Source organism: Pseudomonas sp. I2, from assembly GCF_040984075.1.
Classification (GTDB): domain Bacteria; phylum Pseudomonadota; class Gammaproteobacteria; order Pseudomonadales; family Pseudomonadaceae; genus Aquipseudomonas; species Aquipseudomonas guariconensis_B.
The window spans coordinates 67,626-91,672 of the sequence record NZ_JBCGFQ010000025.1 but is presented as its reverse complement, the minus strand read 5'-3'; the positions used below and the strand labels follow the sequence as shown (position 1 = coordinate 91,672).

At 65.7% G+C, this 24,047-nt stretch carries 27 protein-coding genes; 14 read left to right on the top strand and 13 right to left on the bottom strand.

Annotated elements, in window-relative coordinates; all coding sequences use genetic code 11:
- A partial coding sequence (locus WCE05_RS14805) for a hypothetical protein (RefSeq protein ID WP_368816107.1) occupies positions 1 to 234 on the top strand: 234 nt, incomplete at its 5' end.
- Positions 235 to 381: 147 nt separating this feature from the next.
- Here the strand turns inward: WCE05_RS14805 and WCE05_RS14800 are convergent.
- Positions 382 to 1,359 (bottom strand): NADPH:quinone reductase, encoded by a 978-nt coding sequence (locus tag WCE05_RS14800; protein ID WP_225789944.1) that lies wholly within the window; start codon positions 1,357 to 1,359, stop codon positions 382 to 384.
- Positions 1,360 to 1,494: 135 nt separating this feature from the next.
- On the opposite strand from WCE05_RS14800, the gene hemF reads away from it, so the two are divergent.
- Together hemF and aroE are read left to right on the top strand one after the other, a co-directional pair.
- On the top strand, positions 1,495 to 2,406 hold the full coding sequence (gene hemF, locus WCE05_RS14795) for an oxygen-dependent coproporphyrinogen oxidase (protein WP_225789945.1): 912 nt from the start codon (positions 1,495 to 1,497) through the stop codon (positions 2,404 to 2,406).
- A gap of 25 nt (positions 2,407 to 2,431) precedes the next feature.
- Positions 2,432 to 3,256: a shikimate dehydrogenase gene (gene aroE / locus WCE05_RS14790; protein ID WP_225789946.1), complete on the top strand. Its 825-nt coding sequence runs from the start codon at positions 2,432 to 2,434 to the stop codon at positions 3,254 to 3,256.
- 40 nt (positions 3,257 to 3,296) lie between these two features.
- Here the strand turns inward: aroE and WCE05_RS14785 are convergent, their stop codons facing one another.
- The 4 genes from WCE05_RS14785 to WCE05_RS14770 all read right to left on the bottom strand — a co-directional run bounded on the left by WCE05_RS14785 (position 3,297) and on the right by WCE05_RS14770 (position 8,260).
- Entirely contained in the window at positions 3,297 to 4,862 is a 1,566-nt protein-coding gene (locus tag WCE05_RS14785; RefSeq protein WP_253080750.1) for a SulP family inorganic anion transporter, read from the bottom strand.
- A gap of 149 nt (positions 4,863 to 5,011) precedes the next feature.
- Positions 5,012 to 5,938 carry a choline ABC transporter substrate-binding protein gene (gene choX, locus WCE05_RS14780; protein ID WP_225789948.1) on the bottom strand — a complete coding sequence of 309 codons (927 nt, stop codon included), beginning with the start codon at positions 5,936 to 5,938 and terminating at the stop codon, positions 5,012 to 5,014.
- A gap of 14 nt (positions 5,939 to 5,952) precedes the next feature.
- A complete protein-coding gene (gene betC, locus WCE05_RS14775; protein WP_225789949.1) occupies positions 5,953 to 7,470 on the bottom strand; it encodes a choline-sulfatase in 1,518 nt (505 codons plus the stop codon).
- 172 nt (positions 7,471 to 7,642) lie between these two features.
- Positions 7,643 to 8,260: an NAD(P)H-binding protein gene (locus WCE05_RS14770; protein ID WP_253102769.1), complete on the bottom strand. Its 618-nt coding sequence runs from the start codon at positions 8,258 to 8,260 to the stop codon at positions 7,643 to 7,645.
- 78 nt (positions 8,261 to 8,338) lie between these two features.
- Here WCE05_RS14770 and WCE05_RS14765 point away from each other — a divergent pair, with 78 nt between their 5' ends.
- Positions 8,339 to 8,668: a DOPA 4,5-dioxygenase family protein gene (locus WCE05_RS14765; RefSeq protein ID WP_253102768.1), complete on the top strand. Its 330-nt coding sequence runs from the start codon at positions 8,339 to 8,341 to the stop codon at positions 8,666 to 8,668.
- A 56-nt stretch (positions 8,669 to 8,724) separates the two neighbouring features.
- Here WCE05_RS14765 and trpA read toward each other — a convergent pair whose 3' ends face one another.
- Together trpA and trpB are read right to left on the bottom strand one after the other, a co-directional pair.
- Positions 8,725 to 9,534, bottom strand: a complete 810-nt coding sequence (gene trpA, locus WCE05_RS14760) for a tryptophan synthase subunit alpha (protein WP_225789952.1) — start codon at positions 9,532 to 9,534, stop codon at positions 8,725 to 8,727.
- A complete protein-coding gene (trpB, locus tag WCE05_RS14755; protein ID WP_225789953.1) occupies positions 9,531 to 10,748 on the bottom strand; it encodes a tryptophan synthase subunit beta in 1,218 nt (405 codons plus the stop codon). Before trpB ends, trpA begins: the two co-directional genes overlap by 4 nt.
- Before the next feature lie 107 nt (positions 10,749 to 10,855).
- On the opposite strand from trpB, the gene WCE05_RS14750 reads away from it, so the two are divergent.
- Complete coding sequence (locus WCE05_RS14750) at positions 10,856 to 11,752, top strand: LysR family transcriptional regulator (protein WP_368816106.1); 897 nt, start codon at positions 10,856 to 10,858, stop codon at positions 11,750 to 11,752.
- Here WCE05_RS14750 and WCE05_RS14745 read toward each other — a convergent pair.
- Positions 11,749 to 12,072 (bottom strand): YqjD family protein, encoded by a 324-nt coding sequence (locus tag WCE05_RS14745; protein ID WP_225789955.1) that lies wholly within the window; start codon positions 12,070 to 12,072, stop codon positions 11,749 to 11,751. The genes WCE05_RS14750 and WCE05_RS14745 overlap by 4 nt on opposite strands.
- Positions 12,073 to 12,223: 151 nt before the next feature.
- Between WCE05_RS14745 and WCE05_RS14740 the strand changes: the two genes are divergently transcribed.
- Positions 12,224 to 12,439 (top strand): dodecin, encoded by a 216-nt coding sequence (locus tag WCE05_RS14740; RefSeq protein WP_225789956.1) that lies wholly within the window; start codon positions 12,224 to 12,226, stop codon positions 12,437 to 12,439.
- A 110-nt stretch (positions 12,440 to 12,549) separates the two neighbouring features.
- Positions 12,550 to 12,771: a DUF1161 domain-containing protein gene (locus WCE05_RS14735; protein ID WP_225789957.1), complete on the top strand. Its 222-nt coding sequence runs from the start codon at positions 12,550 to 12,552 to the stop codon at positions 12,769 to 12,771.
- 104 nt (positions 12,772 to 12,875) lie between these two features.
- Here WCE05_RS14735 and WCE05_RS14730 read toward each other — a convergent pair whose 3' ends face one another.
- The gene (locus WCE05_RS14730) at positions 12,876 to 13,880 is read right to left on the bottom strand and encodes an LLM class flavin-dependent oxidoreductase (RefSeq protein ID WP_368816105.1); all 1,005 of its coding nucleotides are present in this window, start codon (positions 13,878 to 13,880) and stop codon (positions 12,876 to 12,878) included.
- A 156-nt stretch (positions 13,881 to 14,036) separates the two neighbouring features.
- Between WCE05_RS14730 and WCE05_RS14725 the strand changes: the two genes are divergently transcribed.
- Together WCE05_RS14725 and WCE05_RS14720 are read left to right on the top strand one after the other, a co-directional pair.
- Entirely contained in the window at positions 14,037 to 14,462 is a 426-nt protein-coding gene (locus tag WCE05_RS14725) for an OsmC family protein (RefSeq protein ID WP_225789959.1), read from the top strand.
- Between the two features lie 72 nt (positions 14,463 to 14,534).
- Positions 14,535 to 14,768 (top strand): DUF1161 domain-containing protein, encoded by a 234-nt coding sequence (locus WCE05_RS14720; protein WP_225789960.1) that lies wholly within the window; start codon positions 14,535 to 14,537, stop codon positions 14,766 to 14,768.
- Between the two features lie 71 nt (positions 14,769 to 14,839).
- Here WCE05_RS14720 and WCE05_RS14715 read toward each other — a convergent pair whose 3' ends face one another.
- Both WCE05_RS14715 and WCE05_RS14710 read right to left on the bottom strand, forming a co-directional pair.
- Positions 14,840 to 15,253: a hypothetical protein gene (locus WCE05_RS14715; RefSeq protein ID WP_225789961.1), complete on the bottom strand. Its 414-nt coding sequence runs from the start codon at positions 15,251 to 15,253 to the stop codon at positions 14,840 to 14,842.
- Between the two features lie 89 nt (positions 15,254 to 15,342).
- The gene (locus WCE05_RS14710) at positions 15,343 to 15,756 is read right to left on the bottom strand and encodes a hypothetical protein (protein ID WP_225789962.1); all 414 of its coding nucleotides are present in this window, start codon (positions 15,754 to 15,756) and stop codon (positions 15,343 to 15,345) included.
- A gap of 66 nt (positions 15,757 to 15,822) precedes the next feature.
- Between WCE05_RS14710 and WCE05_RS14705 the strand changes: the two genes are divergently transcribed.
- Positions 15,823 to 16,914: an aminopeptidase gene (locus WCE05_RS14705; RefSeq protein ID WP_368816104.1), complete on the top strand. Its 1,092-nt coding sequence runs from the start codon at positions 15,823 to 15,825 to the stop codon at positions 16,912 to 16,914.
- Positions 16,915 to 16,952: 38 nt separating this feature from the next.
- Here the strand turns inward: WCE05_RS14705 and WCE05_RS14700 are convergent, their stop codons facing one another.
- Both WCE05_RS14700 and WCE05_RS14695 read right to left on the bottom strand, forming a co-directional pair.
- Entirely contained in the window at positions 16,953 to 17,603 is a 651-nt protein-coding gene (locus WCE05_RS14700; RefSeq protein WP_368816103.1) for an HAD family hydrolase, read from the bottom strand.
- Positions 17,604 to 17,647: 44 nt separating this feature from the next.
- Entirely contained in the window at positions 17,648 to 18,196 is a 549-nt protein-coding gene (locus WCE05_RS14695; protein ID WP_225789965.1) for a gamma carbonic anhydrase family protein, read from the bottom strand.
- A gap of 102 nt (positions 18,197 to 18,298) precedes the next feature.
- Between WCE05_RS14695 and prlC the strand changes: the two genes are divergently transcribed.
- The 4 genes from prlC (at position 18,299) to WCE05_RS14675 (ending at position 23,953) form a co-directional block, all read left to right on the top strand.
- Positions 18,299 to 20,350 carry an oligopeptidase A gene (prlC, locus tag WCE05_RS14690; RefSeq protein WP_253102766.1) on the top strand — a complete coding sequence of 684 codons (2,052 nt, stop codon included), beginning with the start codon at positions 18,299 to 18,301 and terminating at the stop codon, positions 20,348 to 20,350.
- On the top strand, positions 20,347 to 20,625 hold the full coding sequence (locus tag WCE05_RS14685) for a YheV family putative zinc ribbon protein (protein ID WP_225789967.1): 279 nt from the start codon (positions 20,347 to 20,349) through the stop codon (positions 20,623 to 20,625). Before prlC ends, WCE05_RS14685 begins: the two co-directional genes overlap by 4 nt.
- A gap of 45 nt (positions 20,626 to 20,670) precedes the next feature.
- A complete protein-coding gene (locus tag WCE05_RS14680) occupies positions 20,671 to 22,833 on the top strand; it encodes a M3 family metallopeptidase (protein ID WP_368816109.1) in 2,163 nt (720 codons plus the stop codon).
- A gap of 61 nt (positions 22,834 to 22,894) precedes the next feature.
- On the top strand, positions 22,895 to 23,953 hold the full coding sequence (locus WCE05_RS14675; RefSeq protein ID WP_368816108.1) for a PA0069 family radical SAM protein: 1,059 nt from the start codon (positions 22,895 to 22,897) through the stop codon (positions 23,951 to 23,953).
- Positions 23,954 to 24,047: the final 94 nt, after the last annotated feature.

Genomic DNA, 24,047 nt, shown 5'->3' with positions numbered 1-24,047 from the left:
CACCCACCCCTCTTCACCGTAAACCCCGACATCTGCGCCCACGATGCCCTGGTCCACGTAGCGCTTTACCTGCGCTGTGCCTACGAAACCGGCTACAAGGCGCTTGACCACCTGGGTGAATCAGGTCGAGGCATGTACTGGTCGAGCTTGCATGCGATCGAGATGGCCGAGGGATTGGTGGAGGCCATGCTGGATGACATCGAGTCTGCGCCAACGGGGCAGCAGGGAGCCTGAAGCAAGGCAGGCAGAGCCTCATCAGGTCTAGCCCATTCGCGGGCAAGCCCGCTCCCACATGGCCCTGCAAATCACATCGTTGGTGATCGACTCAGAACCCTGTGGGAGCGGGCTTGCCCGCGAATGGGCCGCAGCGCGGCCCCGGGTTCAGGGCAGCAGGACCGTCGAACCCACCGTCCGGCGCGCCGACAATTGCGCTTGTGCCTTGGCCGCCTCGCTCAGCGGGTACCGTTGCTGGATATCCACCACCAGCTTGCCGCTGGTGATCATGCCGAACAGGTCATCGGCCATCAGTTGGGTGTTCTCGGCATTGTTGGCATAGGACGCCAGGGTCGGCCGGGTGACGTACAGCGAGCCCTTCTGCGCCAGGATGCCGAGGTTCACGCCGGTCACCGCGCCGGAGGCATTGCCGAAGCTCACCATCAACCCGCGCGGGCGCAGGCAGTCGAGCGAGGTCAGCCAGGTGTCGGCGCCCACGCCGTCGTAGACCACCGGGCACTTTTTGCCGTCGGTCAGTTCCAGCACCCGCTGCGCCACGTCCTCGCGGCTGTAGTCGATGGTTTCCCACGCACCCAGCGCCTTGGCGCGTTCGGCCTTTTCAGCCGAGCTCACGGTGCCGATCAGCTTGGCGCCCAGGGCCTTGGCCCACTGGCAGGCCAGGGAGCCGACCCCGCCGGCGGCGGCATGGAACAGAATGATGTCGCCATGCTGCACGGCGTAGGTCTGCTTGAGCAGGTACTGCACGGTCAGGCCCTTGAGCATCACCGCCGCGGCCTGTTCGAAGCTGATCGCCTCTGGCAACTTGACCAGGTTGGCCTCCGGCAAGGTGTGCACCTCGCTGTAGGCGCCCAGCGGCCCGCCGGCGTAGGCCACACGGTCGCCGACCTGCAGGCGGGTCACCCCCTCGCCCACCGCCTCGACCACGCCGGCCGCCTCGGTGCCCAGGCCCGAAGGCAGTGCGGGCGGTGCGTACAGCCCACTGCGAAAGTAGGTGTCGATGAAGTTCAGGCCGACCGCATGGTTACGCACGCGAACCTGCTGCGGGCCGGGTGGGGCCGGATCGAACTCGACCCACTGCAACACCTCTGGGCCGCCATGCTGGCTGAACTGGATACGCTTGGCCATCTCGCACTCCTGTTGTCGGGATTGGGACAGGCCCTCTATCGGACGCCTTTGCTTGATCGCCGTCAACTGCGGCGTGGCGGCCGCCGGTGGTATGCTAGCCGGCGAATTTCTTCTCCGCTCCTTCCAGGTGACCCGATGACCAGCCGCACCGAGGCCGTGAAAGCCTACCTGCTCGACCTGCAAGACCGCATCTGCTCTGCCCTCGAGAACGAAGACGGCGGCGCCCGCTTCGTCGAGGATGCCTGGGTGCGCGAAGCCGGTGGCGGTGGCCGCACGCGGGTGATCGGCGAGGGCAAGGTGATCGAGAAAGGTGGCGTGAACTTCTCCCACGTGTTCGGTGCCGGCCTGCCGCCGTCGGCCAGTGCCCACCGTCCGGAGCTGGCGGGCCGTGGCTTCGAGGCGCTGGGCGTGTCGCTGGTGATCCACCCGCACAACCCGCACGTGCCCACCTCCCACGCCAATGTGCGTTTCTTCATCGCCGAGAAGGAAGGCGAGGAGCCGGTCTGGTGGTTCGGCGGCGGCTTCGACCTGACCCCCTACTACGGCAATGAGGAAGACTGCATCCACTGGCACCGGGTCGCCGAGCAGGCCTGTGCGCCCTTCGGCGCCGATGTCTACCCGCGCTACAAGGCCTGGTGCGACCGCTATTTCCACCTCAAGCACCGTGGCGAGCCGCGTGGCATCGGCGGGCTGTTCTTCGATGACCTGAACGAGTGGGACTTCGACACCTGCTTCGCCTTCATCCGCGCCATCGGCGATGCCTACATCGACGCCTACCTGCCCATCGTCCAGCGCCGCAAGGCCACGCCCTACACGGCCCAGCAGCGTGAATTCCAGGAGTACCGCCGTGGGCGCTACGTGGAATTCAACCTGGTCTACGACCGTGGCACGCTGTTCGGGCTGCAGTCGGGCGGGCGTACCGAGTCGATCCTGATGTCGCTGCCGCCGCAGGTGCGCTGGGGCTACGACTGGAAGCCCGAGCCGGGCAGCGAGGAAGCGCGCCTGACCGAGTACTTCCTGCAGGACCGCGACTGGCTCAGCCAGTAAGCCGGTGGAAACTTAAGGAGCCCCCATGGACCAGTACGTCGTTTTCGGCAACCCCATCGGCCACAGCAAGTCGCCGTTGATCCACCGCCTGTTCGCCGACCAGACCGGCCAGGACCTGGAATACAGCACCCTGCTGGCACCGCTGGATGAGTTCAGCGACTGCGCGCGCGGTTTCTTCAAGCAGGGCCGTGGCGCCAACGTCACCGTGCCATTCAAGGAAGAAGCCTTCCGCCTGTGCGACAGCCTGACGCCGCGTGCCCGGCGCGCTGGTGCTGTGAACACCCTGAGCAAGCTGGACGACGGCACCCTGCAGGGCGACAACACCGACGGCGCAGGCCTGGTGCGTGACCTGACCGTCAACGCCGGGGTGGAGCTGGCTGGCAAGCGCATCCTGGTCCTGGGCGCGGGTGGGGCGGTGCGTGGGGTATTGGAGCCGATCCTGGCGCATGGGCCGCAGTCGCTGGTGATCGCCAACCGTACCGTGGAGAAAGCCGAGCAACTGGCCCGCGAGTTCGATGAGCTGGGGCCGGTGGTCGCCAGTGGCTTCGCCTGGCTGCAGGAGCCGGTGGACCTGATCATCAATGCCACCTCGGCGAGCCTGTCCGGCGAGTTGCCGCCGATCGCCGACAGCCTGGTCGAGCCAGGGCGCACGGTGTGCTACGACATGATGTACGGCAAGGAGCCGACGCCGTTCTGCCAGTGGGCCACGAAGCTGGGCGCGGCCAAGGTGCTCGATGGGCTGGGGATGCTGGCCGAGCAGGCGGCCGAGGCGTTCTTCATCTGGCGTGGGGTGCGGCCGGATACCGGGCCGGTGCTGGATGAACTGAGGCGACAGTTGGCGCGGGGGTGAGCCCTGGTGTTGTGGGGCCGCAAAGCGGCCCCCGGCACCTTCACTCCTCGAACCGGATCGGACACAGCTCCACCCCTTCCAGCTTCTGCAACTCCTCGATCACCTGCGCACGGGCCCGATGCAAGGTCAGGCTGCCGCCGTTGCGCGTCAGGCGCCTGGCTTCGCGGTGCAGCATGTCCACCCCTGAATAGTCGATGAAGTTGATCTGCCGCGCATCGATCACCACGTGCGGCCCCTGGCAACGCTGCAGGCGCACCTGCAGGTAATGCGCGGCGCCGAAGAAGATCGAGCCGCCGACCCGCAGCACATCGGCCTCCCCTTCCCGGCTCTGCTGTACCCGTGGCCGCGAGGTGCGCTTGAGGTAGAAGAACAGCGAGGCCAGCACCCCGGCATAGATCGCCGTCTGCAACTCCAGCAGCAGCGTGGCGGCGGCGGTCAGCGCCATCACCAGGAACTCCGAGCGGCTGACGCGAAATAGCGCGCGGATCGCCCGGTGATCCACCAGCCCCCAGCAGATCAGCAGGATGCTGCCGGCCATGGCCGGGATCGGCAGGTGGGCGATCAACCCGGCACCCGCCACGGCGAACAGCGCCACCCACAGCGCCGAGAACACCCCGGCCAGCGGCGAGCGGGCGCCTGCGTCGTAGCTCAGCCCCGAGCGGGTGAAGGAGCCGGACGACAGGTAACCGGAGAACAATGCGCCGACCATGTTCGACAGGCCCTGGGCGCGGATCTCCTGGTTGGCATCGATCAACTGCTCGGAGCGCGCCGACAAGGAGCGGGCGATCGACAGGCTGGTGACCAGCCCGAGCATGCCCACCGCCACGGCGCTGGGCAGCAGGCGCAGGATCAGTTCCAGGTCCAGCAGCGGCAGGGGGCTCAGCGGCGGCAGTTGGCCGACGAAGGCCGGCACGCGCGGTACATGGCCGAAGAGGCCGGGCAGCAGCCAGGCCAGCAGGCTGACGATCACCAGGCTTATCAACAGGCTGGGCCAGCGTGGGCGCCAGAGCTTGAGGGTGATCCCGATCAGTACGGTGAGCAGGCCCAGTGCCAGGGAGGGCAGATCCACCTCGCCGGCATGGCTGGCCAGGTCCTGCACCGTCTTCAATGCCGTGGCCTGGCTTGGCAGGTCCATGCCCAGCAGGTTCGGCAGTTGGCCGAGGGCGATCACCACCGCCGCGCCGAGGGTGAAGCCGATCACCACGGAATGGGAGACGAAGTTGACCAGCGCGCCGAAGCGCAGCAGGCCGAGCAGCAGTTGGAACACGCCGCCGAGGAAGGTCAACAGCAGTACCAAGGTGACGTAGTCGTCGCTGCCGGCGACCGCCAGCGGGCTGATGCTGGCGTAGAGGACGATGGAAATGGCCGCGGTCGGCCCGCAGATCAGGTGCCAGGACGAGCCCCACAGGCAGGCCACCAGCACCGGTACGATGGCTGCGTACAGGCCGTATTCGGCGGGCAGGCCGGCGATCAGGGCGTAGGCGATCGATTGCGGCAGGGCGAGGATGGCGCCGCTCAGACCGACCAGCAGGTCCTGGCGCAGGCTGCGGCCCGATTGGCGTGGTAGCCAGGTGAGAAAAGGCAGCAGGAGATGGAGGCGGGGCATGCGTTGTTCCTGGTATCCGGTCAGCATTCGAGATCGCAGGCGAGGGCTGTGCCCTCGACAAGGCCGCTCCCACAGGGATCGCGCATGTGGGAGCGGCCTTGTGTCGCGAAAGGGCCGCAGCACGGCCTCGACAGCTTAACAGGCGATGCTCACAACTTGGCCTTCACCGCCGCCAGGGCATCCCCGCCCTGCCTGGTGGTCACCCCGGCAAGCCAGCCCTCCAGCAACTGCGGGTGCGTCTTGACCCAGCCTTTGGCCGCCTCGTCGAAACTGACTTTCTTGTCCACGACCTGCGCCATGATGGCGTTTTCCATGTCCAGCGTGAACGTCAGGTTCCCCAGCAGTTTCGCGGCGTTCGGGCACGCCTGTGGATAACCGTTGCGTACCAGGGTGTATACGTCACCCTTGCCGCCGAACCATTTCTCCCCGCCGCTCAGGTAGTGCATCTTCAGCTTCACGTTCATCGGGTGCGGCGTCCAACCGAGGAAGGTGATGAACTGCTGCTTCTGCGTGGCCCGCTGCACCTGGGCGAGCATGGCCTGTTCGCTGGACTCCACCAGCTTCCACTGGCCGAGGTCGAATTCGTTCTTGTCGATGATCTGCTTGAGCGACAGGTTGGCGGGGGCGCCGGAGCCGATGCCATAGAGCTTCTTGTCGAAACGGTCGGCGTATTTGTGCAAGTCGGCGAAGTTCTTCACGCCGGCGTTCCACACGTAGTCCGGCACCGCCAGGGTGAACTCGGTGCCTTCGAGGTTGCGCGCCAGGCGCTGGACGTCGCCGCTGGCGATGAACTTGTCATGGAAGCCCTGTTGCGCCGGCATCCAGTTGCCGAGGAAGGCATCCACCCGGCCATCCTTGAGGCCGCCATAGATGATCGGCACGGCCAGGTTGTCGATCTTCACCTGGTAGCCCAGGCTCTCCAGCAGCAGGCGGGCGATGGCGTTGGTGGAGGCGATGTCGCTCCAGCCGGGGTCGGCCATCTTCACGGTGCTGCATTGCGTGTCACTGTCGGCGTGGGCTGTGACCGCACCCAGGCCAAGGGCCAGGGCGATCACGGCGGTGGAGAATCTATTCATGGCGGCCTCTCTACTCAATCCAGGGGTGCGGGCTGTGGATAACGTGCCTTGCGCTCGAGGTCGTCGAGATCGATGTGGTTGCGCATGTACTGTTGGCTGGCGTCCACCAACGGTTGGTGGTCCCAGCTTTTCAGCTTGCCGATGGCCAGGGCCTCGGCCACCAGGCGGCGGCGGCGCTGGCTGGCCAGCACCTGCTGGCGCAGGTGGGGAAGGTCCCAGCGTTGCCGGGCTTCATCGACAAATGCCTGCAGCAGCGCCTGGTGATCCGGGCTGCCGGTGAGGTTCTCCCGCTCGTGCGGGTCGCGGCTCAGGTCATAGAGTAGGCAAGGGTCGTCCTCGCTGTACACGAATTTGTACGGGCCGCGGCGGATCATCAACAGCGGGCCGACCGTGCCTTCGGCCATGTACTCGCCGATCACCTCGTCATGCCCGCCCTGCCCTTGCAGGTGGCCGAGCAGCGAGCGGCCGTCCAGGTGCAGGCTGGCGTCGACCTGGCCGCCGGCCAGCTCCACCAGGGTCGGCAGCAGGTCGCAGGTGGACACCGCGGCGCCGACTCGTGCCGGGGCGAAGCGTTTGGGCGCGTGGACCAGCAGCGGCACCCGCGCCGACATCTCGAACCAGTGCATCTTGTACCAGAGCCCGCGCTCGCCGAGCATGTCGCCGTGGTCGCCGGAGAACACGATCAGGGTGTCGTCGGCCAGGTCGCATTCCTCCAGGGTTTGCAGCAACTTGCCGATGTTGTCGTCGATGTAGCTGCAGGCGCCGAAGTAGGCGCGGCGGGCGTCGCGGATCTTGTGTTCGGGCAGCGGCTTGTCCCACAGGTCGTAGACCTTGAGCAGGCGTTGCGAATGTGGGTCTTGCGCGTGCTGGGCGAGGGTGTCGCGGGGCATGGGGATGTCCACAGCCTCGTAGAGATCCCAGTAGTGCCGGGGAATGGTGTACGGGTCGTGGGGGTGGGTCATGGAGACGGTCAGGCAGAACGGCCGGCCATCGCTCTCGCGGACATGGTCGTAGAGGTATTGGCGGGCCTTGAACACCACCTCCTCGTCGAAGTCCAGCTGGTTGGTGCGCACGCACGGCCCGGCCTGCAGCACCGAGGACATGTTGTGGTACCAGCTCGGGCGTTCGTCGGGGGCGTCCCAGTTCACCGCCCAGCCGTAGTCGGCCGGGTAGATGTCGCTGGTCAGGCGTTCCTCGTAGCCGTGCAACTGGTCCGGGCCGCAGAAGTGCATCTTGCCGGACAGCGCGGTGCGGTAGCCGAGGCGGCGCAGGTAATGGGCGTAGGTGGGGATGTCGGCCGGAAAGTCGGCGGCGTTGTCGTAGGCGCCGATGCGGCTGGGCAACTGGCCGCTGACCAGGGTGAAGCGCGAGGGTGCGCACAGGGGGCTGTTGCAGTAGGCGGCGTCGAACACCACCGCTCGCTCGGCCAGCCGGACCAGGTGCGGCATCTTGATGGGGGACGGGTTGTAGATCGGCAGCATGGGCGCGGCCATCTGGTCGGCCATGATGAACAGGATGTTAGGGCGCTTCATGGTTGGCTTCCATCGTTGAAGGTTATGGGAACCGCTTGCGAACGAGGATGAAGCCGTGGGTATCAGGGGTAAAGCCCATGGTGGGCAATGGCTGGGATTAGCTGGGGTTATGTTTTAGCCAGATAATTGAGCGGTGGGTTTCGATCCTGGGGCGCGAAGCGGCCCCAGCGCACTAGGGGACGAAGTTGAGATGCTCACCCTGGTGCAAGTTCAGCTCCAGGGCATCGACCATCCCCGCCGCGATCCGCGCCAATCGCAGCAAAGGCCCGGCCAGCCCAGGCTCCAGCGTGCCCTCGGTATGGCGAAAATGTTCGATCCCCAGCCCAGGCACTTCCTCCGGCGCATTGACCAGCGTCCAGCGTAGCGTGCTGCGTTGCAGCAGGTCGACGATCTGGTCGACGCACTCACGTTGCTCGTCGCTATGCTTTGCTGGCTCGTCCAGCACATCGAAATCGCCCACCAGTAGCAGGCGGCGTATAGTCGTGCGTGACAGGCCGGCCACCAGGGCCTCGGTCATCTGCCGTTGGGCCGGCAGGTCGCCGGGCGCGAGGGCCGACACCAGGGCGATCACCGCCGAAGCGCCGGCGACGCTCTGCTCGGCCTGGTGGGCATTGCCCAGCCCGCCTATCTTGAAGTGCAGGCCGGGGCGCGGTGCCTGGCGGTTGAGGTCATCGACCACCGCGATGACTTCGTGCTGGCGCGACAGCAGCTCGACGGCCAGGGCGCTGCCCAGGCTGCTTTCGGCGCCGAACAGGGCCAGCTTGAACACTGGGGTTTCGGCATTCTTCACCGGATCGCTCCCTTTGCGGGTCGGGTGATCGTTGGACTGCGCGCCATGGGCCGGGTTCGTTGTTATTCAGGAGTTATCGTGCAGAGAATCAAGGGGTATCACGCCCACGTGTACTACGACGCCAGCACCCTGGCCCAGGCCCGGGAGCTGTGTGAGCAAGCGTCGCAACTGTTCCCTGTGACCATGGGGCGCATGCACCAGAAACCGGTCGGGCCGCACCCGGACTGGAGCTGCCAACTGGCCTTCGGGCCGGAGGTGATCGGCGTGGTGCTGCCTTGGCTGGCGCTGCATCGGCGGGGGTTGGTGGTGTTCCTGCATCCTCTGACCGGGGATGAGCTGGCGGATCACCGGGACCATGCGATCTGGATGGGGGCGGTGCGGCCGTTGGATCTGTCGATCTTCACTTGAGGGCCAGGGGCTGCTTTGCAGCCCATCGCCGGCAAGCCGGCGATGGGCCGCGAAGCTCAGGTTCGGGCCGAGCGCACGCCTTCGGCCAGTTGGGCGCACAGGCCCAATACGTCTTTCACGGCCTGGTCGGCATCGTTTGCCTGGGCGATCTTGTCGACCAGCGCCGACCCTACCACCACGCCATCGGACAACCTGGCGATGGCTGCGGCCTGCTCCGGCGTGCGGATGCCGAAGCCGACGCTGATCGGCAGGTCGGTATGGCGGCGCAGGCGGGCGATCGCCTCGTTGACGTGTTCGGTGGTCGCCGAACCTGCACCCGTCACACCTGCTACCGAGACGTAGTAGACGAAGCCGGAGCTGCGCTCCAGCACGCGCGGCAGGCGGGCGTCGTCGGTGGTCGGGGTGGTCAGGCGGATGAAGTCGATGCCCGCGGCCTGGGCCGGGGTGGCCAGCTCGGCGTCGTGCTCGGGCGGCAGGTCGACGATGATCAGGCCATCGACGCCAGCGTCCTTGGCCTCTGCCACGAACTTCTCCACGCCAAAGCGGTGGATCGGGTTGTAGTAGCCCATCAGCACGATCGGCGTGGCCTGGTTGCCTGTGCGGAACTCGCGGACCATCTGCAAGGTTTTCGCCAGGGTCTGGCCGGCTTCCAGGGCGCGCAGGGTGGCGAGCTGGATGGCCACGCCGTCGGCCATCGGGTCGGTGAACGGCATGCCCAGTTCGATCACGTCGGCACCGGCTTCTGGCAGGCCCTTGAGGATCGCCAGGGAGGCGTCGTAGCCCGGGTCGCCAGCGGTGATGAAGGTGACCAGCGCGGAGCGGCCCTCGGCCTTCAGCTCGGCGAAGCGTTGTTCAAGACGGCTCATGCCTGTTTCTCCTGGGCGGCCATGTGGTTCATCACGGTTTGCATGTCCTTGTCGCCGCGGCCCGACAGGCACACGACCATCAGGTGGTCCTTGGGCAGGTTCGGTGCGCGCTTGATCGCCTCGGCCAGGGCATGGGAGCTCTCCAGGGCCGGGATGATGCCTTCCAGGCGGCAGGTGGCATGGAAGGCGTCGAGGGCTTCGTCGTCGGTGATGCTGACGTACTCGACGCGCTTCACTTCGTGCAGGTAGGCGTGCTCCGGGCCGATGCCGGGGTAGTCCAGGCCGGCGGAGATCGAGTGGGCGTCGGTGATCTGGCCGTCCTCGTCCTGCAGCAGGTAGGTGCGGTTGCCGTGCAGCACGCCCGGGACGCCGCCGTTGAGGCTGGCGGCATGCTTGTCGGTATGCACGCCGTGGCCACCGGCCTCGACGCCGATGATCTGCACGCTGGCATCGTCGAGGAAGTCATGGAACAGGCCCATGGCGTTGGAGCCGCCGCCGACGCAGGCGATCAGGCTGTCGGGCAGGCGGCCTTCCTTCTCTTGCAACTGGGCACGGGTTTCCTTGCCGATGATCGACTGGAAGTCGCGGACCATCGCCGGGTACGGGTGCGGGCCGGCCACGGTGCCGATCAGGTAGAAGGTGTCCTCGACGTTGGTGACCCAGTCGCGCAGGGCCTCGTTCATGGCGTCCTTGAGGGTGCCGGTGCCGGCGGTGACCGGGACGATCTCGGCGCCCAGAAGCTTCATGCGGAACACGTTGGCCTGCTGGCGCTCGATGTCGGTGGCGCCCATGTAGATCACGCAGGGCAGGCCGAAGCGCGCGGCCACGGTGGCAGTGGCCACGCCGTGCATGCCGGCGCCGGTCTCGGCGATCAGGCGCTTCTTGCCCATGCGCTTGGCCAGCAGGACCTGGCCGATGCAGTTGTTCACCTTGTGCGCGCCGGTGTGGTTGAGTTCTTCGCGCTTGAAGAAGATCTTCGCGCCGCCGCAGTGCTCGGTCAGGCGCTCGGCGAAGTACAGCGGGTTGGGGCGGCCGATGTAGTCGCGCTGGAAGTAGGCCAGCTCTTCGAGGAACTTGGGGTCGGCCTTGGCCGCTTCGTACTCGCGGGCCAGGTCCAGCACCAGCGGCATCAGGGTCTCGGCCACGTAGCGGCCGCCGAACGAGCCGAACAGGCCGTTGGCATCGGGGCCGGCGCGGTATTGGGTCTGGGTCATGGGCGCTCCAGGGCGTGATCTGTGGTTGATGGGCTTTACTCTACCCACGACATGCCCGGCTGAAAACCGATAAGATTGCGCCAACCTGTCAGGAAAACTCACACGTCATGCGCCAGGACCTTCCGCCCCTCAATGCCCTGCGAGCCTTCGAGGCGACTGCCCGGCTGAACAGCGTCAGCCTGGCGGCCGAAGCGCTGCATGTCACCCACGGGGCTGTCAGTCGGCAGATCAAGGTGCTCGAGGAGCACCTGGGCGTGGCCCTGTTCGTCAAGGATGGGCGCGGCATCAAACTCACAGATGCCGGGATCCGCCTGCGCGATGCCAGTGGCGAGGCGTTCGACCGCTTGCGCGGGGTCTGCGCGGAACTCAGCCGCGATGTCGGCGAGGCCCCCTTCGTCCTCGGTTGCTCGGGCAGCCTGCTGGCACGCTGGTTCATCCCACGGCTCGGACGGCTCCAGGCAGACCTGCCGGAACTGCGCCTGCACCTCTCGGCAGGCGAAGGCGACCTCGACCCGCGCCGTCCTGGGCTGGATGCGCTGCTGGTCTATGCCGAGCCGCCGTGGCCTGCGGACATGCACGTCCATGTACTGGCCGAGGAGCGCATCGGGCCGGTGCTGAGCCCCTTGTACAGCGGCTTCGAACGGTTGCGCCACGCACCGGCAAGGGCCTTGCTGGACGAGCCTTTGCTGCACACCACCTCGCGCCCCCAGGCGTGGCCGACATGGGCCGCCTCGCAAGGGCTGGAGCCTGCCGCGTTGACGTTCGGCCAGGCGTTCGAGCACCTGTATTACCTGTTGGAAGCTGCAGTCGCCGGGCTGGGCGTGGCCATCGCGCCACAGCCGCTGGTGGCGGACGACCTGCGCGCCGGGCGCTTGAGCGCGCCCTGGGGCTTCTCCCCCTCCCGCGCGGCGCTGGCGCTGTGGGTGCCCCGGCGCGCCGCGGACGGGCGCGCCGGGCAGTTGGCGCAATGGCTGCGCAACGAGTTGGAGCGGCAAACCGCCTAGTTGCGCTTGCACATCAGCCAGGCGGCCAGCAGGCCGAGGGCGCCGATGGCGACCCCGGCGGTGGTCCAGGGATGTTCCTGGGCGTAGTCGCGGGTCGCAAGGCCGGTCTGCCGGGTGCGGGTCTTCACTTCCTCGTAGGCATCGCTGAGCAGGCTGCGCGAATGCTTGAGGGCATTCTCGGCATTGCTGCGGATGGCCTTCATGCTTTTCTGCGACTCCTCCGAGGCGTCGTGCTTGAGGTTTTCCAGGGTCTTGAGCAGGCTTTCGATCTCGGCTTCCATGCTTTCCAGGGATGTTTTGCGCAACGCATTGCGGGCCATGTCGACTCTCCTTCGCTGGGGTAGGGGTGGTAAGGGTTGCGACTGCGCGGCATGGCGAAAGTGCGATCGAACTTTCGTCGTTGACGATTGCTCGCAGGTAAACCGGGCCTGCGCTGCTAGGCTCAATCTCAGACATCCAAGGAGAGTGCTCATGTCCGATCATCACACCTACAAGAAGATCGAGCTGGTCGGTTCCTCGACCACCAGCATCGAAGAGGCGATCAACAATGCCCTGGCCGAAGCCGGCAAGAGCATCAAGCACCTGGAGTGGTTCGAGGTGATCGATACCCGCGGGCACATCCGCGACAACCAGGCCGCGCATTTCCAGGTCACGTTGAAGGTGGGCTTCCGCATCGCCAATAGCTGAAAACAGCGCCGGGATGGCGTGTCCCGGGGCGATGGGTGAAGCGTCTTCCAGGGTGCCAGTCGTGAATTGGCGCCCTTTACGCTGTGGGTCTGAACAAGGAAAAGCGATCGATGAACAGACTGCTAGGGGTGGTGTGCCTGATGGCACTGGCCGGCAGTGCGCTGGCCGTGGGCAAGCCGTGCGAAGAACTCAAGGCCGAGATCGATGCCAAGCTCCAGGCCAAGGGCGTCACCGGCTATGTGCTGGAGATCGTCGACAAGGGTGCTGGCGGTGGCAAGGTGATCGGCAGCTGCGAGGGCGGGACCAAGGAAATCATCTACCGCCGTGAGTGAGCAGGGCTGCTTTACAGCCCATCGCCGGCACGCCGGCTCCCACAGGCTTGGCGCCGATTTCAAGAGCGGCCCAGGCCGCTGTGGGAGCGGGCTTGCCCCTACCCTCACTCGGCTTTCAGCGCCTGCGCCATCAGCTCATATGACCGTACCCGGTCCGCATGCTCGAACAGGTCGCAGGTGAAGATCAGCTCATCCGCTCCGGTCTGTTCCAGCAACACCTCCACCTTGGCCCGCACTTTCTGTGGGCTGCCGATCATCGCCAGGCCCAGGAAACTGCCCACCGCGTCGCGTTCGTGGGGCAGCCACAGGCCGTCCATGCTCGGCACTGGTGGGCGCTGCATCAGGCTCTGCCCGCGAATCAGCGCGAGGATGCGTTGGTACACCGAGGTGGCCAGGTATTCGGCCTTTTCGTCGGTTTCGGCCACCACCATGGGCACGCCGAGCATCACGTAGGGCTTGTCCAGCACGGCCGAGGGCCGGAAGTGATCGCGGTAGATGCGGATCGCCTCGTGCAGGTAGCGCGGCGCGAAGTGCGAGGCGAAGGCGTAGGGCAAGCCGCGCATGCCGGCCAACTGGGCGCTGAACAGGCTGGAGCCGAGCAGCCAGATGGGCACCTCGGTGCCGTGGCCGGGCACGGCGATGACCTTCTGCTCCGGGGTGCGCGGGCCCAGGTAGCGCACCAGCTCTTCCACGTCGTCGGGGAAGTCGTCGGCGCTGCCGGAGCGCTCGCGGCGCAGGGCGCGGGCAGTCATCTGGTCGGCGCCTGGCGCACGCCCCAGGCCCAGGTCGATACGCCCCGGGTACAGGCTGGCCAGGGTGCCGAATTGTTCGGCGATCACCAGGGGTGCGTGGTTGGGCAGCATCACGCCGCCGGCCCCGAGGCGGATGGTCGAGGTGCCGTTGGCCAGGTAGCCGATCAGCACGGCGGTGGCGGAACTGGCGATGCCGTCCATGTTGTGGTGCTCGGCGACCCAGAAGCGGTGGTAGCCGAAGCGCTCGACATGGCGTGCCAGGTCCAGGGCGTTGCGCAGCGACTGCGCCGGGCCTGTATCGGCGCGCACCGGTACCAGGTCGAGGGTGGAAATCTTCAGGTCACGCAGGTGCGTCATCGGAGCCTCCGCAGCAGTGGTTGGCCAGAGGCCTTTTCGACTCTGTATGGGCATATCCGGCAGATTCAATGCCAGGTGTGGGACCGATCTGAACTTGCCGGAGGGTGTTGGCCTCTGAACCCATAGGCATACCTACCTCATGACCAGGAGGCAATCATGAAAAAGACAGCATCGGCGATCTGGCAAGGCGGTCTGAAGGACGGCAAGGGCTTGTTGTCCACCGAGAGCGGTGCGCTCAAGCAGAACCCGTATGGTTTCAACACCCGTTTCGAAGGCTCGCCCGGCACCAATCCGGAGGAACTGATCGGGGCGGCCCATGCCGGCTGCTTTTCCATGGCCCTGTCGATGATGCTGGGCGAGGCGGGGCTGACCCCGGAGCGTATCGATACCATCGCCGAGGTCAGCCTCGACAAGCAGCCAGACGGCTTCGCTATCACAGCCGTGCACCTGACCCTCAAGGCCAAGGTGCCTGGGGCCAGCGACGCGCAGTTCCAGGAGATCGCCAACAAGGCCAAGGCCGGCTGCCCGGTTTCCAAGGTGTTGAACGCGAAGATCAGCCTGGACGCCACCCTGCTCTCCTAGCGGCGCAACGGGGACGGTTTCCTGTAGTCTAACCAGCGTTGGCAGCCCGACTGCCTTTTCAGGAGCCGTTCCATGATCCGCGTTGCAACCGTCGTGCTGGCTTGCCTGCTGGGCACGACCGCATGGGCCGCGCCCAAGCCGTGCGAGGAGCTCAAGGCCGAGATCGAAGCGAAGATCCAGGCCGCCGGCGTGACGTCTTATACCCTGGAGATCGTGCCCAACAGCGAGGTCCGCGACCAGAACATGATCGTCGGCAGTTGCGATGGGGGTACCAAGAAGATCATCTACCAGAAGAACGACCGCTGACAGGGGCTACTTGGGGCCACTTCGCGCCCATCGCCGGCCAGCCGGCGATGGGCTGCAAGGCAGCCCTGTCGTCAGGGGATGCAGAACACTTCGCTGGGCTCGTTCACCACCACCTTGCGGCTGGCGTCGAACAGCAGCACCTGCGGTTGCATCACCGGGGCCCGTGCCTCCAGGCGGTAGCGCTCTCCGGCCTTGAAGCCGTCGTAGCGCACGGTCAGGTAGCAGGTGCGTTCGGTCGGGTCTGTCGTGAAGCCGCCCGCATACACTTCGTAGTCGAAGCGCACTACCAGCTCGTGCCGGCCAGGGGTGACCTGGAAATAGCGGCCATCATCGAGGCGCTTGCCGTCCAGGCGGTCTGCCATGATGGTCCTGCCGGGGGTGATGGTGTAGAGGTCGATCCAGGCTTGCTTGGGGTCGACGGGCGGCAAGGGGCTGGCGCAAGCCCCCAGTGCACTGAGGGCGATCAGCATCATGGGCTGGCGCATGGCGAGACTCCCGCTTGCGGTTTACAAGCTACAAGCATAGCGCCGCGCGCGGTCCCCAGCCATGCGCCATGTCACGTCGAGCATGCCTTTCAGGTGCGTTGGCAGCCTGCTGGCAGCCCTTGTCCCACCAGCTTCTGCTGCTGGTCGTAGAGCTTGATCCAGGGGCGAAAGCCAATGCTGCCCGCTTGCAGGCGATAGCGCTGGCCGGCGCCGAAGTCCTTGAACGTCAGGTTGAGCTGGCAATCGCGCCACAGGGGTTCGTCCACCGGGCCGATGTTGCTCGGGGTCACGGCGAACTGATAGCGCACGGTGAGCTCATGGTGGCCAGGCGGCACTTCGAAATAGCGGGTATCGGCCCAGTCGCGCTCGTCCACCTGGACAGCGTGCAGCGAGGTGTCGTCATGCGGGGCCAGGTCGATCCAGGCCTGGTTCGGGTCTGGGTCCGGCAAGGTGGAACACGCGGACAGCAGCATGAGCGTGCCGACGGCAAACAATGGACGCATGGCGAAACTCCCCCCTGGCGAGATAGTCTTGGAACGCACTGGCCGTGAGCGAGACAGACTGCCCCGATGTTCAGACTTTTTCTTTTCTTGCGCTCAAGCCCTGGGGCACTCGACCGCTTTTTCCCTGTTTTGGTTCCCCTGTTGGCGGCCCTTCTGCTGAACGGTTGCGCCAGCGTCGGCTATTACGGCCAACTGGCCCAAGGGCAGTGGCAACTGTTGCGCGCCCGCCAGCCGGTCGAGCGTGTGCTGCAGGACCCGGCCACGTCCCCTCGACTGCGCCAGCGCCTGCTGCATGCCGAACAGGCCCGGGCGTTCGCCAGCGAGCAACTGAAGCTGCCCGACAACCGTAGCTATCGGGTCTACGCCGACCTGGGCCGGCCTTTCGTGGTGTGGAACCTGTTCGCCACGCCCGAGTTGTCGTTGCAGCCGGTGACCCACTGCTTCCCGATCGCTGGCTGCGTAGCCTACCGGGGCTACTACCGCCAAGGGGCTGCCCGGGGCGCGGCGGCCTTGATGCGGCAGGCGGGCATGGACGTCTATGTGGGGGGCGTGGAGGCCTATTCCACATTGGGTTGGTTCGACGACCCGATCCTGTCGTCGATGGCCAGCTGGGACGACGAGCGCCTGGCCGCGCTGATCTTCCACGAGCTGGCGCACCAGCGTTTCTATGTGAAGGACGACACGGCGTTCAACGAGTCCTTCGCCACCTTCGTCGAGCAGGAGGGATCGCGGCAATGGCGCGTGGCGCGTGGGCTTCCAGCGATTCAGGAGCGCGCCGTGCGCCAGCGTGAGCAGTTCATCCGGTTGGTGCTGGCCTGCCGTGAAAGGCTCCAGGCGATCTATGCCGGCCCCCTGGACGATGCGGGCAAGCGGGCGGCCAAGCAGGCGGAGTTCGAACGCCTGCGTGCAGAGTACCGGGTGCTGCGGGATGGCCAGTGGGGCGGTGACCGGCGGTATGACGCCTGGATGTACGGGCCGCTGAACAATGCCAAGCTGTTGCCGTTCGGGCTGTACGACCAGTGGGTGGCGGGGTTCGCGGCGTTGTTCGAGCAGGTGCGGGGGGATTGGAGCCGGTTCTATGCGCGGGTCGAGGCGTTGGGGCGGATGCCGGCCGAGGTGCGCAAGGCTGAGTTGGCCAGGTTGTCGGGGGGACGCTGACCGGGGGGCCGCTGCAAAGCAGCCCCTGGTCATTGCGTTCAGGCGCCGATGAACGCCTGGTGCATCTGCGCCAGGGTGTCGAAATGGAACGCCGGCGCTTCTGCCATCAACTCCTCCCGGCTGCCGAAGCCATACCCCACCGCCACCGCCTGCAACCCGTTGCTGCGGGCTCCGATCAGGTCGTGCTTGCGATCGCCGATCATCAACGTCTGCGCCGGGTCCAGGCCTTCTTCGTCGAGCAGGTGGCGGATCAGCTCGACCTTGTTGGTGCGGGTACCGTCCAGCTCGCTGCCGTAGATCACCTTGAAGTGATGATCGAAGGCGAAGTGCCGAGCGATCTCGCGGGCGAACTCCCACGGCTTGGAGGTGGCGATGTACAGGGTCCGGCCCTGGCCGTTGAGGGTTTCGAGCAGCGCTGGCACGCCTTCGAACACCAGGTTTTCGTACAGGCCGGTGACGCGGAAGCGCTCGCGGTAGAAGTTCACCGCCTCCCAGGCCTTGGCCTCGTCGAAGTCGTAGAACTGCATGAAGGCCTGCAGCAAGGGTGGGCCGATGAAGTGCTCGAGCCGTGCCAGGTCCGGCTCGTCGATACCCAGCTTGGCCAGGGCGTACTGGATCGAGCGGGTGATGCCCAGGCGCGGGTCGGTCAGGGTGCCGTCGAGGTCGAAAAGGATGTTCTGCTGGTGCATGCGCTGCTGTCCACTCAGGTGTTCGGGGGCAAGCCCCACAGGGATCATTCGGGGCGGTCGTAGCCTTCGGCCAGGTGTTGGTCCTTGAGCTTGACGTAGTTGGCGGCGCTGTAGGGGAAGAAGGCGCGCTCCTTGTCGGTCAGCGGCCGGGCCTGCTTCACCGGGCTGCCCACGTACAGGTAGCCGCTTTCCAGGCGCTTGCCGGGCGGCACCAGGCTGCCGGCGCCGATGATCACCTCGTCCTCGACGATGGCGCCGTCCATGATGGTGCTGCCCATGCCGACCAGGATCCGGTTGCCCAGGGTACAGCCGTGCAGCATGACCTTGTGCCCGATGGTCACCTCATCGCCGATCAGCAAGGGGAAGCCGTCCGGGTTGAACGGGCCGGCATGGGTGATGTGCAGCACGCTGCCATCCTGCACGCTGGTGCGCGCACCGATGCGGATACGGTGCATGTCGCCGCGGATCACGGTCAGCGGCCAGACCGAGCTGTCCTCGCCGATCTCCACGTCGCCCAGCACCACCGCCGAGCGGTCGACGAAAGCCCGTGGCCCAAGGTTCGGAGTGTGCTGCTGGAATGTTCGGATGGCCATGATAGCGCCTCTCTTGAATGCCGATAGGCGGGCTGCCTGCTGCGGTCGGCGTCGATTGTAATTAAGATGGGCGCGTGTTTCTCCTGCCAAGGTATCCAAACCGTGAGTGCGAACAACCCGCTTCTGCAGTCCTACGATCTGCCGCCCTTCTCGGCGATCCGTGCCGAACATGTGCAACCGGCGATCGAAGAGATCCTGGCCGACAACCGCAAAGCCATCGCCGAGATCCTCGAAAAGCAGGGCCAGCACCCTACCTGGGCCGGCCTGGTGCTGGCGATGGACGAACTCAACGACCGCCTGGGCGCGGCTTGGAGCCCGGTCAGCCACCTCAATGCGGTGTGCAACAGCAAGGCGCTGCGCGAGGCCTACGAGTCTTGCCTGCCGGCCCTGAGCGCCTACTCCACCGAGCTTGGGCAGAACCGTGCGCTGTTCGAGGCCTATGAAGCGCTGGCCAACAGCCCGCAAGCCGCAGGTTTCGATGCCGCGCAGAAGACCATCATCGAGCACGCCCTGCGTGACTTCCGTCTGTCGGGTATCGACCTGCCGGCCGACAAGCAGCAGCGCTACGCCGAAGTGCAGAGCCGCCTCAGCGAGCTGGGCAGCCGCTTTTCCAACCAGTTGCTGGACGCCACCCAGGCCTGGACCAAGCACGTCACCGACGAGGCCGTGCTCGCCGGGCTGACCGAGTCGGCCAAGGCGCAGATGGCCGCCGCCGCCCAGGCCAAGGGCCTCGACGGCTGGCTGATCACCCTGGAGTTCCCCAGCTACTACGCCGTGATGACCTACGCTGCCGACCGTGCTCTGCGTGAAGAACTCTATGCCGCGTATTGCACCCGCGCCTCCGACCAGGGCCCGAACGCCGGCCAGTTCGACAACGGCCCGGTGATGAGCGAGATCCTCGACCTGCGCCAGGAACTGGCCGAGCTGCTGGGCTACCGGAACTACGCCGAACTGAGCCTGGCGACCAAGATGGCCGAGTCCAGCGACCAGGTGCTCAGCTTCCTGCGCGACCTGGCCAAGCGCAGCAAGCCATTCGCCGCCCAGGATCTGGAGCAGCTCAAGGCCTATGCCGCCGAGCAGGGTTGCGCCGAGCTGCAGAGCTGGGACGCCGGCTACTACGGCGAGAAGCTGCGCGAGCAGCGCTACAGCGTGTCGCAGGAAGCCCTGCGCGCCTACTTCCCGATCGACAAGGTGCTCTCGGGCCTGTTCGCCATCGTCCAGCGTCTGTACGGCATCGAGATCGCCGAGCTCAAGGGCTTCGACAGCTGGCACCCGGACGTGCGCCTGTTCGAGATCAAGGAAAACGGCCAGCACGTGGGCCGCTTCTTCTTCGACCTGTACGCCCGCGCCAACAAGCGCGGCGGTGCTTGGATGGATGGCGCCCGTGACCGTCGCCGTACTGCCGCGGGCACGCTGCAGAGCCCGGTGGCCAACCTGGTGTGCAATTTCACCCCGGCCGCGCCTGGCAAGCCGGCGCTGCTGACCCACGATGAGGTCACTACGCTGTTCCACGAGTTCGGCCATGGCCTGCACCACCTGCTGACCCGCATCGAGCATGCCGGTGTTTCCGGTATCAACGGTGTGGCCTGGGATGCGGTGGAACTGCCGAGCCAGTTCATGGAGAACTGGTGCTGGGAGCCCGAAGGCCTGGCGCTGATCTCCGGCCACTACGAGACCGGCGAACCGCTGCCCCAGGATCTGCTGGACAAGATGCTGGCAGCGAAGAACTTCCAGTCGGGCATGATGATGGTGCGCCAACTGGAGTTCTCGCTGTTCGATTTCGAGCTGCACGCCAACCATGGCGACGGCCGCAGCGTGCTGCAGGTGCTGGAAGACGTGCGCGACGAGGTCTCGGTCATGCGTCCGCCGGCCTACAACCGCTTCCCCAACAGCTTCGCCCACATCTTCGCCGGCGGCTACGCGGCGGGTTACTACAGCTACAAGTGGGCCGAGGTGCTGTCGGCCGATGCCTTCTCGCGCTTCGAGGAAGAAGGCGTGCTCAATGCCGAGACCGGCCGTGCCTTCCGCGAAGCCATCCTGGCCCGTGGCGGCTCCCGCGAGCCGATGGTGCTGTTCGTCGACTTCCGTGGCCGCGAGCCTTCCATCGATGCGTTGCTGCGCCATAGTGGCCTGAGCGAGGACGCGGCGGCATGAGCGAGGTACGTGTGAACAAGACCAAGAAGCGCTTCATCGCCGGGGCGGTTTGCCCGGCCTGCAGCGAGACCGACAAGCTGATGATGTGGGACGAGGACGGCGTACCGCACCGCGAGTGCGTGGCCTGCGGGTTCTCCGACACCCTCAACGAGCAAGGCCTGTCGATTCCGAAGGAGCTCGGCACCCGGGTCAACCAGCTGGCGCCCAAGGCGCCGGCCAAGGTGCAGACGGTCCAGTTCTTTCCCAATCCGAAGCTGAAGAAGCCAGCGGAGTGACACGTCTGCAACGCCCCGGTTCGCAACACTGGGGCGTTGTTGGGTGTGTTCCGTCGGCCAGGTGGTAGATATTCAACCCTTCACCCCGGGATCAGCCCTATAGCCTCTTGCGCTCCTTTTCATTCGATGGAGCAAGAAATGGCCCAGGATAACCCGCTGCTGCAACCCTTCGAGCTGCTCGACTACACTCGCCTGGAGGTCGAGCACCTCGAACCTGCCTTTCGCCAGATCGCCGAAGACAACCGCCGTGAACTCCAGACGATTCTTGCCTCTGCGGCCACCTCCCCTACCTGGGACAACCTGGTCATGGCTATCGAGCGCCTCGACCTGCGTATCGAGGACCGTTTCAAGATGGTTGTTCCCTGTGCCCACCGGGACGACGGCTGGGCTGCAGCGGTCAATGATTGCCATGCCCATCTGAGCGCCTACCGGGATGAGAAAGAGGCCCATGCACCGTTGCTGCTCGAGGCCTATTCCCAGGTGGCCCGTGGTGACCTGGACGCCGAGCAGAAAGCGACCTTGGCCAGCATCCTGGAGGAACTTAGGCTTGCCGGTGCGGCCCTGCCGGAGCCCGAGCGCCAGCAGCTTGTTCGGACGCAGGAGGCCATCAGGGGACTGGAGGATACCTTCCTCGATAACCTGAGCGCGTCCAGGAAAGACGGGGTGTTGTTGATCACTGACCCAGGCGAACTTGCCGGTATTCCAGAACAGACCCTCGTCACCCTGGCGGATAAAGCGAGGACGGCGATGAGCGATGACGTTCCAGACGAAACGCTGGCCGCCATCACGGAAAATGGGCGCAAGGGTTGGCTGGTCACGCTCGACGACACAACGGTGACCGTCCTGCTGCAGCATGCCGACAATCGTTCGCTTCGGGAGACTGTCTACCGCAGAGGGTCGACCTTGGCCTCGGACCAAGCCGCCAAGACCGGCTGGGATAATGCGAAGGTCCTCCAGGCGCTGGTGCGCTTGAGGCACGAAAAGGCCCAATTATTGGGCTTCGAGAATGCCATGGCGTTGAGCCTGCAGAGCAAGTCCGCCCAGACGGTGGATGAGGTGGAGGCGTTTCTTGGCACGCTCACCGAGCATGCCAGACCGGCGTTGAAACAGGAAGCCATCGCTTTGGTCCATCTGGCTGAAACACAAGGTATGGGGAGGTTGCAGCCTTGGGACCAGGCCTACCTTGCCAGCCGCCTGCATGACCGCGAGGCGCAGGGCCCCGAGCAGGACATGCTCGCCTACTTCCCCTTGCCAGGCGTGCTCGCGTCATTGCAGGCATGGGCGGCGCGGCTGTTCGGCATCACACTGGAAGACCAGGGCAACGTGGCGTGGCATCCGGACGTCCAGTTGTGGAAGGTCACCCAGGCAGGTAACACGTTGGGGTACATCTACATCGATGCCTTCGCGCGCCCGGGCAAGCCGGACTGGGCGTTTGCCTTTCCAATGAGGAGCCGGCACGAAGACCCGGGAACGGGGACCACGCTGCCGGTCATAGCGCTGTCCTGTGCTTATCCCAGGCATGAAGACAACCAGCCGACCCTGCTTGGCCACCGTGACCTGTGCAAGCTCTTCCATGAGTTCGGACACTGTCTGCACCAGGTACTGATGGGCAACGCCCAGCGACGGCTGAACTCGATCGAGCACCTTGGCAAGGATGCCTCGGAGTTCGTGGGCAAGGTGCTGGAGCAATGGTGCTGGAGCCCTCAGAGCCTGCAACGTCTCTCCAGGCATTTCGAGCACGGCGGGCAGGCTTCGCTGGAGAAGGTCGAGCGATGGCTGCGGGCAAAGTGCAAGCAGCAATTGCAGACCCTGGCCAAGGAGCTGCGCCTGGCGCTGTTCGACGTCCTGTTGCACCAGGCCGCCGATACACCCATCGACGTGCGGAAAATCGCCGGGCTGGCGAGCAGCCGGGTCATGGTATTGGCTGGCCAGGACGACGAACGATACCCGGAGGCCTTCGACTACCTGGTAACCGGTTATGACGCAAGCTACTACTGCTACCTGTGGGCCGAGGTCCATGCGTTGGATATCTTCGCGCGTTTCGAGGCGCAAGGCGTGGATGACGCCAGGCTCGGGCAGCGGTTGCGCGAGGAGATCCTGGCGCCGGGTGCCTTGCGTTCGATGAGCGCCTCGCTGGAGGCCTTCCTGGGCAGGCCGTTGTCGCACGAGGCCTACCGCGCGCGATACCTGGCGACGGCTGGCGCCTGACGGTACTGGAAACCCGACTAACTCCGAGATACTGTATATGAATACAGTATCTCGGTATCCCATCATGAACCCAGCACCCTTGCGAGGACGCGGCACTTCCAGCAACCCGCACAACCGCTTCGCCCCGAGCCAGTCGGTGAAGGAGGACGATGGCTGGTACCAGGAAGTCCCGCCCACCCAGGGTACCGAGGTGCGGATCGAGACGGCCAAGAGCATCATCACCCGCAACACCTCGCCGGACCTGCCCTTCGACCGTTCCATCAATCCCTACCGGGGCTGCGAGCATGGCTGCATCTACTGCTACGCCCGCCCCAGCCATGCCTACTGGGACCTTTCCCCTGGCCTGGACTTCGAGACCAAGCTGATCGCCAAGACCAACGCGGCCGAATTGCTCGAGCAGCAATTGAGCAAGCCGGGCTACGTTTGCGCGCCGATCAACCTGGGTTCCAACACCGACCCCTACCAGCCCATCGAGCGCGAGCGGCAGCTGACCCGGCGCCTGCTCGAAGTGCTGCTGCGTTTCCGCCATCCGGTGACCATCGTCACCAAGGGTGCATTGGTGCTGCGCGACCTGGACCTGCTGGCGGAGCTGGCGAGCCAGCGGCTGGCGCGGGTGATGATCAGCCTCACCACCCTCGATGACGAACTCAAGCGCATCCTCGAACCCCGCGCCGCGGCACCGAAGGCGCGGCTGCGGGCGATACGGGTCCTGCGCGAGGCGGGCGTGCCGGTGGGGGTGCTGTGTTCGCCGATGATCCCGATGATCAACGACAGCGAGCTGGAGCACCTGCTGGAGGCGGCGAAGGCAGCGGGTGCGCAGAGTGCGGCCTACATGATGCTGCGCCTGCCGCTGGAGGTGGCGCCGTTGTTCGAGCAATGGCTGCACGACCATTACCCGCAGCGCGCCGCCCATGTGCTCAGCCTGATCCGCCAGAGCCGGGGCGGCGAGCTGTATGACAGCCGGTTCGGCACACGCATGCGTGGGGAAGGCGTTTTCGCCGAGTTGCTGGCGCAGCGGTTCGGCAAGGCCATGCGGCGGCTGGGGTTCGCAGGCCGCGAGGCGCAGGCGCTGGATTGCACGGCGTTCTGCCCGCCGAACGGGCAACTGAAGTTGTTCTGATGCCATCCCCAGCCCCACTAATGGCAGCTGTTATTTTCGCTCATGGGTATTGGCGATTGATGTTTTTTTGCTATTATCGAGCACCCGCCTGTAT